The sequence below is a fragment of the Pseudonocardia sp. DR1-2 genome, assembly GCF_023717215.1.
GTDB lineage: Bacteria > Actinomycetota > Actinomycetes > Mycobacteriales > Pseudonocardiaceae > Pseudonocardia > Pseudonocardia alni.
The window spans coordinates 331,868-344,574 of sequence record NZ_JAMQOF010000005.1; the positions used below are offsets into that span (position 1 = coordinate 331,868).

14 protein-coding genes are annotated in these 12,707 nt (G+C 75.3%); 6 read left to right on the plus strand and 8 right to left on the minus strand.

Annotation, left to right across the window (positions count from 1 at the left end; translation table 11 throughout):
- Positions 1 to 63: 63 nt before the first annotated feature.
- A complete protein-coding gene (locus tag ND486_RS17250) occupies positions 64 to 675 on the minus strand; it encodes a heme-copper oxidase subunit III (protein ID WP_062396094.1) in 612 nt (203 codons plus the stop codon).
- Between the two features lie 249 nt (positions 676 to 924).
- On the opposite strand from ND486_RS17250, the gene ND486_RS17255 reads away from it, so the two are divergent.
- A complete protein-coding gene (locus tag ND486_RS17255; RefSeq protein ID WP_373324244.1) occupies positions 925 to 1,320 on the plus strand; it encodes a hypothetical protein in 396 nt (131 codons plus the stop codon).
- Between the two features lie 23 nt (positions 1,321 to 1,343).
- Positions 1,344 to 2,387, plus strand: coding sequence for an anthranilate phosphoribosyltransferase (gene trpD / locus ND486_RS17260; RefSeq protein WP_251785143.1), 1,044 nt, complete (start codon positions 1,344 to 1,346; stop codon positions 2,385 to 2,387).
- A gap of 16 nt (positions 2,388 to 2,403) precedes the next feature.
- Here trpD and ND486_RS17265 read toward each other — a convergent pair whose 3' ends face one another.
- Positions 2,404 to 2,682 (minus strand): Lrp/AsnC family transcriptional regulator, encoded by a 279-nt coding sequence (locus tag ND486_RS17265; RefSeq protein ID WP_060711495.1) that lies wholly within the window; start codon positions 2,680 to 2,682, stop codon positions 2,404 to 2,406.
- Between the two features lie 309 nt (positions 2,683 to 2,991).
- Between ND486_RS17265 and ND486_RS17270 the strand changes: the two genes are divergently transcribed.
- A complete protein-coding gene (locus ND486_RS17270) occupies positions 2,992 to 3,303 on the plus strand; it encodes a hypothetical protein (RefSeq protein WP_062396096.1) in 312 nt (103 codons plus the stop codon).
- 30 nt (positions 3,304 to 3,333) lie between these two features.
- Here the strand turns inward: ND486_RS17270 and ND486_RS17275 are convergent, their stop codons facing one another.
- The 6 genes from ND486_RS17275 to ND486_RS17300 all read right to left on the minus strand — a co-directional run bounded on the left by ND486_RS17275 (position 3,334) and on the right by ND486_RS17300 (position 9,890).
- Complete coding sequence (locus ND486_RS17275; RefSeq protein ID WP_251785144.1) at positions 3,334 to 4,719, minus strand: FAD-dependent oxidoreductase; 1,386 nt, start codon at positions 4,717 to 4,719, stop codon at positions 3,334 to 3,336.
- Positions 4,720 to 4,778: 59 nt separating this feature from the next.
- Positions 4,779 to 5,642, minus strand: a complete 864-nt coding sequence (locus tag ND486_RS17280) for a PaaI family thioesterase (protein ID WP_251785145.1) — start codon at positions 5,640 to 5,642, stop codon at positions 4,779 to 4,781.
- A gap of 14 nt (positions 5,643 to 5,656) precedes the next feature.
- On the minus strand, positions 5,657 to 6,718 hold the full coding sequence (locus tag ND486_RS17285; protein WP_251785146.1) for a winged helix DNA-binding domain-containing protein: 1,062 nt from the start codon (positions 6,716 to 6,718) through the stop codon (positions 5,657 to 5,659).
- 16 nt (positions 6,719 to 6,734) lie between these two features.
- Complete coding sequence (locus ND486_RS17290; RefSeq protein ID WP_251785147.1) at positions 6,735 to 7,871, minus strand: LLM class flavin-dependent oxidoreductase; 1,137 nt, start codon at positions 7,869 to 7,871, stop codon at positions 6,735 to 6,737.
- Between the two features lie 67 nt (positions 7,872 to 7,938).
- Positions 7,939 to 8,742 (minus strand): IclR family transcriptional regulator C-terminal domain-containing protein, encoded by an 804-nt coding sequence (locus tag ND486_RS17295; RefSeq protein ID WP_251785148.1) that lies wholly within the window; start codon positions 8,740 to 8,742, stop codon positions 7,939 to 7,941.
- Entirely contained in the window at positions 8,739 to 9,890 is a 1,152-nt protein-coding gene (locus ND486_RS17300) for a lyase family protein (protein ID WP_251785149.1), read from the minus strand. The genes ND486_RS17295 and ND486_RS17300 overlap by 4 nt, the downstream gene beginning before the upstream one ends.
- A gap of 75 nt (positions 9,891 to 9,965) precedes the next feature.
- On the opposite strand from ND486_RS17300, the gene ND486_RS17305 reads away from it, so the two are divergent.
- The 3 genes from ND486_RS17305 (at position 9,966) to ND486_RS17315 (ending at position 12,705) form a co-directional block, all read left to right on the plus strand.
- The gene (locus tag ND486_RS17305; RefSeq protein ID WP_251785150.1) at positions 9,966 to 10,616 is read left to right on the plus strand and encodes an HAD hydrolase-like protein; all 651 of its coding nucleotides are present in this window, start codon (positions 9,966 to 9,968) and stop codon (positions 10,614 to 10,616) included.
- 144 nt (positions 10,617 to 10,760) lie between these two features.
- Complete coding sequence (locus ND486_RS17310; protein WP_251785151.1) at positions 10,761 to 11,657, plus strand: MOSC domain-containing protein; 897 nt, start codon at positions 10,761 to 10,763, stop codon at positions 11,655 to 11,657.
- A 304-nt stretch (positions 11,658 to 11,961) separates the two neighbouring features.
- Positions 11,962 to 12,705, plus strand: coding sequence for a CoA transferase subunit A (locus ND486_RS17315; protein ID WP_062396104.1), 744 nt, complete (start codon positions 11,962 to 11,964; stop codon positions 12,703 to 12,705).
- Positions 12,706 to 12,707 lie beyond the last annotated feature (2 nt).

Below are 12,707 nucleotides of genomic sequence, written 5' to 3' on the forward strand. Positions count from 1 at the left end.
GCTGGGGGTCTTCCAACCTCGACGTCGTGGCGGGTGCTGTCAGGGAACGGGCGGCGCGATCGGTCAGCGGATGAAGTAGATCGTGGCGAACAGCCCGATCCACACCACGTCGACGAAGTGCCAGTAGTACGACACCACGATCGCCGCGGTGGCCTGGGCGGGCGTGAACTTGCTGAGCTTCGTGCGGATGATCAGGTACACGAACGCGACCAGGCCGCCGACCACGTGCAGCCCGTGGAAGCCGGTCGCCAGGTAGAAGACCGACCCGTAGGCGCTCGACGCGATCGTCGTCTCGTGCGAGGTGACCAGGGTGTAGTACTCGAAGGCCTGGCCCAGCACGAAGAACGTCCCCATCGCCAGCGTCAGGGCGTACCAGCGACGCAGGCCGAACACGTCACCACGCTCGGCGGCGAACACGCCGAACTGGCAGGTGAACGAGGACGCCACGAGCACGATCGTGATCGCGAGCGCGTAGGGGACGTCGAGCTCGGTGGGCGGCGGCGGCCAGGGGCCGTCGTTCTGCGCCCGCGCGGTGAAGTACATCGCGAACAGCCCGGCGAAGAACATCAGCTCGCTGGAGAGCCAGACGATGGTGCCGATGCTGACCAGGTTGGGGCGGTTCAGCGAATGGATCCGCGCGCTGATGTTGGGTGCCGCTGTCGTCACGTCGGGCATTATGACCCGAGCCGAACTTCTACGGCTTGTCGGGATACCCCTCGCCACATCACGATCGGCGAACGGACCCCATGATCACCGAACTCTTCGCCTGGTCGGGGCGACCGGGGGGCCGCCGGACGGCCCCGTCCCGGACCGCCGGCACGACAACGTTCGGGGGCGACGGAGGGTTCCCCTAGTATCCCCGGCGTGAGCGGACGAGCGGCAGAGATCGGCAGCGCGGCCGGATCGGTGACGGGGACCAGCACGGTGCTGGTCTACAGCCACCGTCCCGAGGTCCGCGAGAGCATCATCGAGGCGGTCGGGCGGCGGCCCGCTCCGGACGTGGGCCGGGTGCGCTGGGTGGAGGCGGCCGGCATCGCCGAGGTCCTCGCGGCCTGCGACGCCGGTGAGGCCGACCTGCTGGTCCTCGACGGCGAGGCGCAGCCGACCGGTGGGATGGGCGTGGCCAAGCAGCTGCGTCACGAGATCGTCGACTGCCCCCCGATCGTGCTGACCGTCCGCCGCCGGGACGACCGCTGGCTCGCCACCTGGTCGGAGGCGGACGCCGTGCTCGTGCACCCGCTCGACCCGATCGAGGCGGCCGAGGTCGTCGCGCAGGTCCTGCGCGACCACCGGCCCGGCACCCTGACCCCGCAGCAGTAGCGAGACAGAGGACACCTCACGTCGTGAGCGCACCCACCTGGCCCTCCGTGATCGGCCGCCTGATGCGCGGCGAGGACGTCACCGCCGACGAGGCGACCTGGGCGATGGGTCAGGTCTTCGCCGGCGACGCGACCCCGGCGCAGCTCGCCGGGTTCCTCGTGGCGCTGCGCGCGAAGGGCGAGACGCCCGCGGAGATCTCGGGCATGGCCGACGCGATGCTGGCCCACGCGCTGCGGGTGCACGTGCCCGGGCGCTCGGTCGACGTCGTCGGCACCGGCGGGGACCAGGCGCACACGGTGAACATCTCCACGATGGCGGCGATCGTCGTCGCGGCGGCGGGTGCGCCGGTGGTCAAGCACGGCGGGCGCGCGGCGTCGTCGCAGTGCGGGACGGCCGACGTGCTGGAGGAGCTGGGCGTCGCGATCGAGCTGACCCCGTCCGCGGTCGAGCGGTGCGCCGCGGAGCTGGGGATCGCGTTCTGCTTCGCGCAGTCCTTCCACCCCGCCATGCGCTACGCAGGCGGGGTCCGTCGCGAGCTCGGCGTCCCGACCGCGATGAACCTGCTCGGGCCGCTGTCCAACCCGGCCCAGCCGGAGACCGGCCTGATCGGCTGCGCCGACCCCCGGCACGCCGCGACGATGGCCGAGGTCTTCGCCCGGCGCGGCAAGTCGGTACTGGTGGTGCGCGGCGACGACGGGCTCGACGAGCTGACCACCACCGGACGCAGCACCGTCTGGATCAGCGACGGCGGCACCGTCCGCGAGGAGCGGCTCGACCCGGCCGACCTCGGGGTCGGCGTGGCCACCGCCGAGGACCTGCGCGGCGGCACCCGGCAGGTCAACGCCGCCGTCGTCCGCGACCTGGTGGCCGGCAAGACCGGACCGGTGCGCGACGCCGTGCTGCTCAACGCCGCCGGGGCGCTCGCCGCGCACCGCGGGGTCGGTGCGGACCTCACCGCGTCGGTCGGGGCGGCGCTCGACGCCGTCGCCGAGGCGGTGGACTCCGGTGCGGCCGCGGACCTGCTGGCCCGCTGGGCCGCGCTCTCGACCGAGCTCGCGTCGGCCTGACCCGCGGGGGCCGGGCTCAGTCGAGCCCGATGGCGAACGCGGCGTCGGTGTCGGCCTTGGAGTAGGACCGGAACGCGATGTGGGTGTCGGTCCCGACGACGCCGTCGATCCGGCTGAGCCGGCTGGCGATCACGTCGGCGAGCTGCTCGTGCTCGCGCACCTTGACGATCGCGATCAGGTCCACGTCACCGGCGCAGGAGTAGACCTCCGAGACGCCGTCGAGGTCCGCGATGGCCTGCGCGGTCTCGGGGATCCGGTCGGCGGCGGTGTGCACCAGGACGATCGCGGTGATCACGGTGGGGCTCCCCCTCGGGTCAGGGCGTGGCGGACACCGATGAGGCTAGTGGGGGCATCCCCTGTGGCGCAGGCCGCATCCGGTTGCTACTGTGATCGTCATGCGCACCGTCGAGCACACCCTTGCTCCGGCCGCAGCGCTGCCCGCACGACTTCTCGCGGTAGTAGCACTGCGCGTCGGCTGATCCAGGCCGCCGACGCGCCCGCGCCGCAATCCCGGCGCTTCCCTCCCGCACACCGCGGTGAGGATCCACGAGACCTGGCTCGCGTTCCCGCTTCTCTCTCGCGCAACGCATGGAGCCACACGATCATGAGCATCACCGCCGACCGTCCCACCACCACCTTCTCCTTCCCCACCGGTTCCGGTGGCGCCGCGGACATCGCGTCCCGGATGCCCCGCCGGCACACCGTCGTCACCGGCGACGGGATGGCCGGGGTCATGCAGATCGCCTCGGCGCTGCAGAGCTGCGGCCGCACGTTGCGCGAGTTCTGCGTCGACGTCCGTGAGGGCGTCGCCTACAGCTCGGTCACCTGCACCATGTCGATGACCCCCGACGAGGCCGACGACTTCTCCCGCGGCATGGGCGCGATGTCCTGCGTCATGGCGGTCGACCCGTACTGAGCCGTACGGCGGCCGTGCGGGAACCGGCCGCTACGACCGCGAGCTGTGGCGGCGCGCGGCGTCCAGCATCTCCGCCCGGTCCGCGATCTTGACCCGGTCGGTGCCGCCGCGCCGCTCCCCCAGGGCGAGCTCGGCGGCGTCGAGACGCAGCCAGTCCTCCCACAGCACGGGGTCGACGCCGTAGGAGCGCATCCGCTCGACGACGGCGTCGCCGCCCGGCCGCGGCGGCGTCGGCAGGGTCGGCAGGTCGGCCAGTACCGACTCCGCGGTCTGCGCGCCGTCGCCCTTGTTGGTGCCGATCACGCCGGTCGGACCCCGCTTGATCCACCCGGCCACGTAGCTGCCGCGCACCGGCTCCCCGCCGAGCAGCACCCGTCCCGCCTCGTGCGGGACGGTGCCGGTGGCCGCGTCGAACGGCAGCCCCTCGATGGGCTCGCCCGCGTAGCCGATGGCCCGCACGACCAGGCCCGCCTCCAGGGTCTCCCGCTCCCCCGTGCCGCGCACCCGGCCGTCGTCGCCGAGGGCGTTGCGTTCGATCTCGACGGCGCCGACCCGGCCGGTGCCGTCGTCCACGAGCCGGACCGGGGACCGCAGGAACCGCAGGTGGATCCGCCGGGGCGCGCCGGTGGAGGACCGGCGGGCCCATTCGGTGAGCATCTCGATGTTCTGGCGCATCCGGCGTTCCTCCGGCTCGGCCACGCCCGCGGCGAGCAGGCCGTCGTCGTGCACCACGACGTCGACGTCGTCGAGGCCGCCGAGACCGCGCAGCTCGGCGGGGGTGAACTTCACGTGCAGCGGGTCGCGCCGGACCAGGACGTGCACGTCGGTGACCGCGCTCGCCCGCAGCGCGTCGAGCACCGCGTCGTGCGCGTCGGTGGCGGCGAGGTCGTCGGCGGGGCGGGCCAGGACCCGCGCGACGTCGACGGCGACGTTCCCCGCGCCGACCACGACCACGCCGGGGCGGTCGAGCAGCGGGCCGGGACCGACCGCGTCGGGGTGCCCGCAGTACCAGGACACGAACGCACCGGACCCGACCGAGCCCGCGAGGTCCTCCCCCGGGACGCCGAGGTCGCGGTCGACCGCGCTGCCCGTCGCGTGCACGACGGCGTGGTAGTGCTCCCGCAGCGCCTCCCCCGGGATGCCGCCGGGGCCGACGTGGACGTTGCCGAGGAACCGGACACGGTCGCTGTCGTCGAAGGTCCGCACCAGCGCGCGGATGACCGACTTCATCTTCACGTGGTCGGGGGCGACGCCGTAGCGGACCAGACCGTAGGGCGCGGGCAGCCGGTCGATCACGTCGACGTGCACCGACGGGTCACCCGCCAGCAGCGCCTCGGCCGTGTACAGACCGGACGGTCCGGACCCGATGACGGCGATCCGGTGGGGTCGTGGGGCGGGGACCTGCGGGGTCGACACGTGCGCACCTCCGAGCCGGGGACGGTGACGACGCTAACAGCGACGACCCGTCCGGGCGATCACCGGCGCAGCGCGGTGCCGACGGCGCGCACCGCGGTCCGCCCGTCGGGCAGCAGCAGCTCCGTGCCCAGGGTGCGGAAGCGGCGGCCGTCGCGGATCGCGACGGTGCGGGCCCGCAGCCGGTCGGTGACCTGCACCGGGCGCAGGAACTCCACCGTCGTGGACAACGGCCGGGCGTCCGCGGCGCCGGGGTGCGCGGACTGGACCGCGGCGGCGAGCCCGGACAGGACCGCGCCGTGGGTGGTGCCGTTGAGGTTCGTCGTCGACGGGCCGGGGGTGAACACGACGTCGCCGTCGGCGTCGCGCTCGAGGTGCTCGGTCCGCAGCCGGGTGGCGTCGAACGGCGGCAGCGCGGCCCGGGCGTCGGTGCCGGCGGCGGTGGTCCCTGTCGCGGGCGCGGTCGCGAGCCCGCCGGGGCCCGCGGGGGCACCGGTCAGGGCGAAGGTGGCGACGACGTGCGCGACGGCGACCCCGGTGTCGTCGCGCATCTCGGCCCGGCCGACGCCGACCTCGTCGTCGAGGTGCAGCAGCGTCAGCTCGGCGCGCAGCCACCGCGCGTCCGGTGCGGGGACGCCGGCCGCGTCCAGGCGCAGGTCGACGGTGGGCGCGCCTCCGGTGAGCCGCGCCGTGGAGAAGACGAGGTAGCCGAGGCCCGCGTCGGCCAGCAGCGCCGGGAGCACCGGGAGGACCCGGCCGTCGGCGGTGCGGACGCCGTCGTGCAGCGGGGCGCGCACCACCACGCGCTCCGGGGTCGACGACGGGTCGGGAGCCATCCCGAGACCGGACTCGACCGGCGCGCGCCGCAGCCGCTCCCGGGTGCCCGGTGCGGGCCTGGTCGACTTCGGCTGCGTCGTGCCGGTCATGATCCCATCGTGCGTCACGCCGGGGACGCTCCCGGCCCCGGGTCCCGGTACCAGGCGGTGAGCAGCTCGGCCTCGTCGTCGACGGCGCGCCGGTCGGCGGCGTCGAGCGGGGTGAACGGGGTGGTGGCGACGCGGCCGTCGCGGTGCTCCCAGGTGCCGGCGACCCGGCCGTGCAGCAGGAACACCGGCGCCGAGCGGGGCCGGGTCGTGGCGAACACGTGGTGGCGGTGCTCGGCGGGCACGATCCCGGTGGCCGCGGCGTGCCCGAGCAGCAGCACCGCGTCGTAGGGGCCGAGGAAGCGCACCGGCAGCGGGGCGCCGGGCCCGGGCAGCGGGGCGCGCGGCACGTCGAGCAGCGCGGTGCCGTCCTCGGCGGCGAACGGGCGCAGGTCCTCCCCCGCCAGGGCTGCGCGGGCGACGCGGACCGGCCAGCCCGCGAACCGCGCGACGTCCGGCGCGGACGCGGGCCCGAAGGCCCGCAGGTAGCGGCGGGCCAGCGCGGCCCGTGCCGCGGCGGGGCCGGGCTCCGGGCCGGGCGCGGCGAGGCCGTAGACGTGGGCGCGCGGGGTCGCCCAGGTGCCGGCGGGCGGGATCCGCACGAGCCCGACCCAGTGCTGCACGCCGGGGAAGACGCCCGCGGGCAGGCCCGCGTCGGCGAGTGCGGCGGTGATCTCGGCGTGCCGGCGCGGCCCGTCGGCCAGCAGCCCGCCGACGACGCGTGCGGCGGCGGTCATGTCGGCGTCGGTGACGTCGCGGGACAGCCGCAGCCAGTCCGCGCGCTGCTCGGCGCGGACGGCGGCGGTGAACACCCGGTGGTCGCGGCGGCTGAGCATGTGGATGGTCGAGCGCATCGCCCAGGCCTGTACGACGCGTCCGTCGTGCAGCATCGCGGTCAGTGCGGACCGCTCGAAGCCGATGAGCCGCGACCAGAGCCCGAGGTAGCCCGACGGGGCGTGCTGGGTCTGCAGCCCACCGATGCGCTCCAGGGCGCGCGGCACCGTCAGGACGGCTCGCCCGGTGAGGAGCTGGCGGGCGAGCAGGGCCCGCAGCCGGTCGTCGGCGGTGAGGACGCGCACCCGGCGAGTGTGCCGGTCAGCCCGCCGTCGGGGTGTACCGGTCCGCGGGGCGGGCGAGCCCGAAGCGGTCGCGCAGGGTGCCGTCGTAGGGGGCGGGCGTCCAGGCGTCGCCGAGTGCGGGCAGCAGGCCGTCGACGATCTCGTCCACCCCGGACGGCAGCGCCAGCGGGACCAGGACGAACCCGTCGGCGGCGCGCTCCTCGGCGGCGTCGCGCAGCAGGGCTGCGAGTGCGGCCGGGTCGCCGACGTGGCGCAGCGTCGCCGGGACGGTGTCGGCGTCGGCGGGGGCGAGTGCGTCGAGCTCGCGCAGCCGCGCGGCGGCGTCGTCGCCCAGCAGGGTCTCGACGTCGAGCAGCACGGTGACCTGGTCGGGGTGGCGCCCGGCGTCGGCGACGGCGGCACGCACCCGGTCCCGGGCCTCGGCGGCACCGGCGACCGTGTCGGCCGCGACCCGGACGACGTCGGCGTAGCGGCCCACGGTCGCCAGCGCCTCGATCTCGTCGCCGCGCAGCACGGTCAGGGGCTGCCCCTGCGGCGGGCGCGGGGTGATCGACGGTCCGGTCACGGAGAAGAACTCGCCGGTGAAGTCGATGTGGTGGAGCCGGTCGCGGTCGACGAAGCGGCCGGTGGCGGCGTCGCGGATCTCGGCGTCGTCCTCCCAGGAGTCCCACAGCCGGGCGGCGACCTCGATCGCCTCGCCGGCCTCCCGCCAGAGCGAGGCCGCGTCGCGGTCGGCGCGCGCACGGCCGAACAGGTCGGCCTCGGCCTGCGTGCGCGACACGTCGGGCTGCCAGCCGGCCCGCCCGGTGGACACGAAGTCCAGGGTGGCGACGGCCTTGGACAGGTGGAACGGCTCGGTGTGGGTGACCGTCACCGTCGGCACGATCCCGATACCGGGGACGGCGGGCGCGACCCGCGCGGCGACGGCGACGGCGTCGAGGGTGCCGGGCAGTGCGGCCGGGTCGGCCCCGGGCGGCTGCAGCGAGTCGGGCAGCGCGACGAGGTCGAGCCCGCCGCGCGCCGCGGTGCGGACCAGGTCCAGGTGGTACGGGGCGGTGAACAGCCGGGCCGGGTCGGCGCCGCCGAGCCGCCACGCGCCGGGGTGACGCCCCGCCGCTCCGAGTTCGACCGCCAGGTGCAGACGTCCGCTCACCGTGCCTCCGTCGCTCGTGATCAGCTCCTGGGAGGGCCAACCCACCGCGGGCGCGGTCTGTTCCCGGTCACCCGGCGGCGCGCAGGTCCGCCTCGATCGCGGCGGCGCAGGCGCGCAGCTCGGGCAGGATGTCGGCGCGCAGGCCGTCGGCGTCGTTGCGGGAGGCGTGGGTGGAGACGTTCGCGGCCGCGACGACCCTCCCGGCGCGGTCGTGGACGGGCACCGCGACCGAGCGCAGCCCGGCCTCCAGCTCCTGGTCGACGACGCAGTGCCCGTCGGCGCGGACCCGGTCCAGCTCGGTGCGCAGCTGCCCGGGCGTCGAGACGGTGTGCGCGGTCAGCGCCGCGGGCTCCAGCGCGCCGAGGTAGGAGTCGAGGGTGGCGGGCGGGAGCGCGGCGAGCAGGACGCGGCCCATCGACGTCGCCCAGGCCGGGAAGCGGGTCCCGATGGTGATGGTGACGGTCATGATCCGCGAGGTGGGGACGCGGGCGACGTAGACGACGTCGTAGCCGGTGTGCGGGTCGCCGTCGAGGACCGACACCGACGCGGACTCGCGCACCGTGGCGACCAGGCGCTCCAGGTGCGGGGCCGCGATCTCGGGCAGGCCCATCGCGGACAGGTAGGACCAGCCGAGCTCGAGCACCCGCGGGGTGAGGGTGAACAGCCTGCCGTCGGTGCGGACGTAGCCCTCCTCGGCCAGGGTGAGCAGGAACCGGCGCGCCGCGGCGCGGGTGAGCCCGGTGGCACGGGCGACGTCGGCGAGGGTCTGCTGCGGGCGCTGCGCGTCGAAGGACCGGATGACGGCCAGCCCCCGGGCCAGCGAGCGGACCTGCTCGGTGCGCGGGGCGCCCACGTCCTCCGGGGTGCTCACGCCGGCCGCCCGGCGAGGACGGTGTCGACCAGGTCGGCGGCGTGCCCGGTGCCGTGGCCCTGGGTGCCCGCGGCGAGGTCGAGGTTGCGGGCCATCGCCTCGGGGTGCACCTGCAGCCCCTCCAGGCTCACCCGCAGCCGGGCCGCGGCGCCCGCGGTGACCCGCAGCAGCGCGACGAGCGTCTCCCATTCCGCGTGCCAGGCACCGGCGGCACGCTGGAACTCCTGCTCGGCGCCGGCGAGCAGCGTCGCGACCAGGCCGGGGGCGCGCTTCGCGGCGCCACGGGCGGTGACGGCCGCGGCCGGGTTGCGCTTGTGCGGCATCGACGACGAGTCTCCCGGCGCGGACTCCGACACCTCGCCGAGCTCGGTGGCGGACAGCAGCACGACGTCGCCCGCGGGCTTGGCGCAGGCCCCGGCGGCAACGCCGAGCGCCCCGGCGAGCTCGCCGATGCGGCTGCGTTCGGTGTGCCACGGCACGCCCTGCGGGGCGAGGCCGAGCCGCGCGGCCAGCGCGTCGGCGACGGCCGGGCCGAACGGGTGGACGGCCGCGAGGGTGCCCGCGGCGCCGCCGTAGGAGACCGGCAGCGCGGTGAGCACCCGGTCGAGGCCGGTGCGTGCCCGGTCCAGCCCGGTGCACCAGGTGGCGGCGACGAGGCCGAAGGTGGTGGGCAGCGCCTGCTGGCCGAGGGTGCGGGCGGCGCACGGGGTGTCGCGGTGGGTGGCGGCGAGCGCGGCCGCGGCGTCGGCGCAGGCGGTGAGGTCGGCGACGACGCGGTGCCCGGCCCGTCGGGTGAGCAGCATCAGCGCGGTGTCCATGACGTCCTGGCTGGTGGCGCCCGGGTGCACCGCGCGCTCGGCGCCGGGCTGGATCCGCGCCGCGGCCGCCTTGAGCCGCTTGACCAGCGGGATCACCGGGTTGCCGCCCTCGACCGACTCGGCGGCCAGCGCGTGCGGGTCGACGCCCGCGACGGCGGCGACGGCGCGTTCCACCGCGTCGGCGTCGTGCTCGGTGACCGCGCCCTGCTCGGCGGCGACCGCCGACAGCGCCAGTTCGACCTCCAGCAGGGCGGCGATCCACCCGCCGTCGTCGAGCAGACCGTCGACCCGGTCGGTGCCGGACAGCGGCCCGAGCAGTGTGTTCGCCATGCGTACAAGTGTACGACCTGCGACCGTTCGGGGAGAAGGGACGGCCGGGTCTCCCGGGAGGCAGAATGACCCGACGTGCTGACCCACATCCTGCTCGACCTCGACGGCACCCTCGTCGACTCCGCCCCCGGCATCCTCGGCTCGATGCGCCGCGCGATCGACGAGGTGGGCCTGGACGTCCCCGAGTCCGCGCTCGGCACGCACCTGCTCGGCCCGCCGCTCTACCGCAGCCTGCCCCCGATCCTCGGCGACGAGGGCACCGCCGCCGTGCTGCCCGTGTACCGGCGCCTCTACGGCGACGAGGACGGCTGCCTGGACTGCACGCCCTACCCCGGCGTCGCGGAGCTGCTGCGTGCCCTGTCCGCGGCCGGCGTGACGATGGCCCTGGCCACCAGCAAGGGCGAGACCTCGGCCCGCAAGATCCTCGCCCACCACGGCTGGACCGACCTGTTCACCGAGATCGTCGGTGACACCCGCGCCGCGGACCGGCCGACCAAGGGCGCCGTCGTCGCCGAGGCGCTGCGCCGGCTCGGGTCCCCCGCGGGCGCGGACGAGCCGCTGATGGTCGGCGACCGGCTGCACGACGTCGAGGGCGCCGCCGAGCACGGCCTCCGTTGTGCCGGAGCGGGCTGGGGCTACGCCGAGCCGGGCGAGCTGGAGGCCGCGGGCGCCACGACGGTGTACGCCTCCGCCGACGAGCTGCGGGCGGCACTGCTCGGCCGCTGAGCTGCGACGTCCGGGTGAACCGGGCGCCGGAGGCCGCGCATCTGCGGCCGTCGACCGGAGGCGCGTCCTCAGCTGAGGACTGCTCCCGCGGGCCCGTCCGTTCGGGCCGTGCACGTCGAACGGACGGACCGATATACACCGGACATGACGGTCGCCGCGCTCTACCGCTATCCGGTCAAGTCGATGCTCGGGGAGTCCCTGACCCGGGCCACCATCACCGAACGGGGGCTGCTCGGCGACCGCGCCTACGCGGTGCTCGACAACGGGACCGGCATCATCGCCAGCGCCAAGGTGCCCAAGCGCTGGCTGGGCCTGCTGAGCTTCTCCGCGCGGTTCGTGGCCGAGCCGGTCGTCGGGGAGCCCACCCCGCCGGTGGAGATCACCTTCCCGGACGGCTCGGTGCTGCGCAGCGACGACGAGGGCCTCGACACCGCGCTGTCCGCGGCGCTGGGCCGCGACGTCTCGCTGATCTCGGTCCCGCCGGAGGGGAGCTACTTCGAGGAGCTGTGGCCCGACATCGAGGGCCTCACCCCGCAGCAGCTCGCGCCGCGGAAGCTCATCGAGGACACGACGACCCGGCACGAGGACTCCGGCGAGGTCATCAGCCGGTTCGACATCTCCGCGTTCGGGGCGCCGGGCACGTTCTTCGACCTGTCGTCGCTGCACGTGCTCACCGAGTCGACGCTGGACCGGCTCCGGGAGCTGAACCCGGACGCGACCTTCGACCCGCTCCGCTACCGCCCCAACATCGTGCTGCGCGACGAGGGGACGGGCTTCGTCGAGAACGACTGGCCCGGCAGCACCAGCGCCCTGGGCGACGACGCCCGGATCACGTTCTCCTTCGCCACCATGCGCTGTGTCATGACCACGCTCCCCCAGGGCGACCTGCCCGACGACCCGGACACCCTGCGGACGATCGCGAAGAACAACCGCATCGAGATCCCGCAGGTCGGCGGGGTCTGGGCGTGCGCCGGGGTCTACGCCGAGGTCGCCGCAGGCGGGGAGATCGCCGTCGGGGACCCGCACACCGCCCCCGCCTGACCCACGCCGCGCCCACCCCGCCGACGGTGCGCCGCGACGGCGGCGGTCGCCGAGATGCAGCTCAGCGGGGTGCGGGGCACCCTCGGGCCCCGCTGAGCTGCATCTCGACACCGTGAGCGGGCACCCCTGCCCCTGGAACGTCACCGGGATGCAGCTCGGAGCTCCCGGGTCGGCCTCTCGGATACCCCTGAGCTGCACCTCGGCGCGCGGAGGGTGGGTCCCGACCCGTCGAGTCGTGTTCGCACAGCGAACGCTTGTGCGTCTGTCGTACGCCGCGTACCGTCGTCGGCGACGGAGGTGCGTGATGGACAAGGTGGTGGCATCCGCCGCGGACGCGGTCGCCGACATCGGCGACGGGGCGTCGCTCGCGGTCGGCGGGTTCGGCATGTCCGGGGTTCCGACGGTGCTGATCGCGGCACTGCTGGAGCAGGGCGCGACGGACCTGGAGACGATCTCGAACAACCTGGGCGTCGACGGCTTCGGCCTCGGCACCCTGCTCGCCGCCGGGCGCATCCGGCGGACGATCGGCTCCTACGTCGGCAACAACAAGGAGTTCGCCCGCCAGTACCTGGCCGGTGAGCTGGAGCTGGAGCTGACCCCGCAGGGCACGCTCGCCGAGCGGCTGCGGGCCGGCGGTGCGGGCATCCCGGCGTTCTACACCCCGGCCGGGGTCGGGACGCTGGTCGCCGAGGGCGGGCTGCCCTGGCGCTACGCGTCCGACGGCTCGGTCGCCGTCGAGTCCCCGGCGAAGGAGACCCGCGAGTTCGACGGCGTGACCTACGTCCTCGAGCGCGCCCTCACCCCGGACTTCGCGCTGGTCCACGCCTGGAAGGGCGACCGGCACGGCAACCTGGTGTTCCGGCGCGCAGCGCGCAACTTCAACCCGGACTGCGCCGCGGCCGGGCGGACCACGATCGCCCAGGTCGAGCACCTGGTCGAGCCCGGGGAGATCGACCCCGACGCGGTGCACACCCCCGGTATCCACGTGCACCGCGTGCTGCACGTCCCCGGCGTCGAGAAGCCGGTCGAGTTCAGGACGGTGCGTTGACC